This is a genomic window from Cupriavidus sp. 01L46 (assembly GCF_056399905.1).
This window is the reverse complement of sequence record NZ_JBFTSF010000611.1, coordinates 1-1,207: the sequence shown is the minus strand read 5'-3', so window position 1 is coordinate 1,207 and position 1,207 is coordinate 1. Positions and strand designations below refer to the sequence as shown.

Genomic DNA, 1,207 nt, shown 5'->3' with positions numbered 1-1,207 from the left:
GCATCAACCTGTCTTTGCGGATGTCAATGGTGAAGGGAGATCGGCCAGAATATCGTCGGATGCGTGCTGAAATCGGTCTATCAGAAAATCCAGTAACGCCCGCACGCGGGGAGTCATGTACYGATTCTGGTGGAATACAGCATAGATTCCTGGCTCGCTTTCGATCAAATCTGGTAACAGGGCCTTGAGTGTGCCAGCACGAATATCCTCAGCCGCATCCCAGATCGTCTTGCGGGCAATGCCATATCCTGCCAGTGCCCATGCACGGGCCAACGCACCGTCATTGGTTTCCCACGCATTTTCCATCGCTACCGTGTGAGTCCAGTGCCTTCCCGCTGACGCAAAATGAAATTCGTTCAGTGGGCCGGCAGCCGTGACTAGGATGACGAACTGATGTGTAACCAAGTCTGCCGGAGTACGTGGCGTACCGTGTTTAGCCAGGTATTCAGGAGACGCGCATAACACCCGCCAGTTTGGCGCGAGCCGACGTGCAATGAGCGAATCGTTATCCGGCTTTCCAAAACGAACCGCGAAGTCTACGTCATCGTGCAGCAGATCCGAGGGCGAGTCGGTCAACGTCAGGGCGACTTTCAATTCTGGCTGCGCACGGATGAAGTCTTCCAGCCATTGATTAAGCTGATGACGACCAAAATCGGCTGATGCCGAAATACGAACTTTTCCGCGCACCGCATTCTGGCTCACATGGAGCGCGTCTTCGGCGTCCTCAATGGCTCTCAGGGCGATGCAGCAATGTCGATGATATAGCCGGCCCTCTTCGGTCAAACGCAATTGCCTTGTACTGCGATCGAGCAACTTCGTGCGAAGCGCAGCTTCCAGTTTGGTCAGCCGAGCACTCGCAGCGGCTGGCGAAAAGCCCAGCTTGCGGCCCGCGGCAGACAGGCTGCCAAGTGCCGCCGCCTCTACGAACAAACGCATATCACCTAGTCGATCGGTCGCCATCTTTCATTTAGATTTGAATTTGATTCAAAATCTGCCCCAATTATCAAATCTATGTGTACCAGCCAAACTGCGTCCTTGCAACCCTGACTGAAAGGCGACAGCGAGAGGTGGACGGCATGATGGACGAGAGTAGCGGTACGGTAGTGGAGAGGATCGAGTGTGTGGCACCGGCAGGCCGGCTTCCCATGTCAGGGTTGCTGGCGTTGACGATGGCTAGTTTTATTGCCACGGCGAACGAGACAGTGCC

The 1,207-nt window shown here is 55.2% G+C and carries 1 protein-coding gene; it reads right to left on the bottom strand.

Annotated features, from left to right (window positions below):
* Nucleotides 1–3: 3 nt before the first annotated feature.
* Nucleotides 4–960 (bottom strand): LysR family transcriptional regulator, encoded by a 957-nt coding sequence (locus tag AC1DS3_RS38835; protein WP_477129387.1) that lies wholly within the window; start codon nt 958–960, stop codon nt 4–6.
* Between the last annotated feature and the right edge of the window lie 247 nt (nt 961–1,207).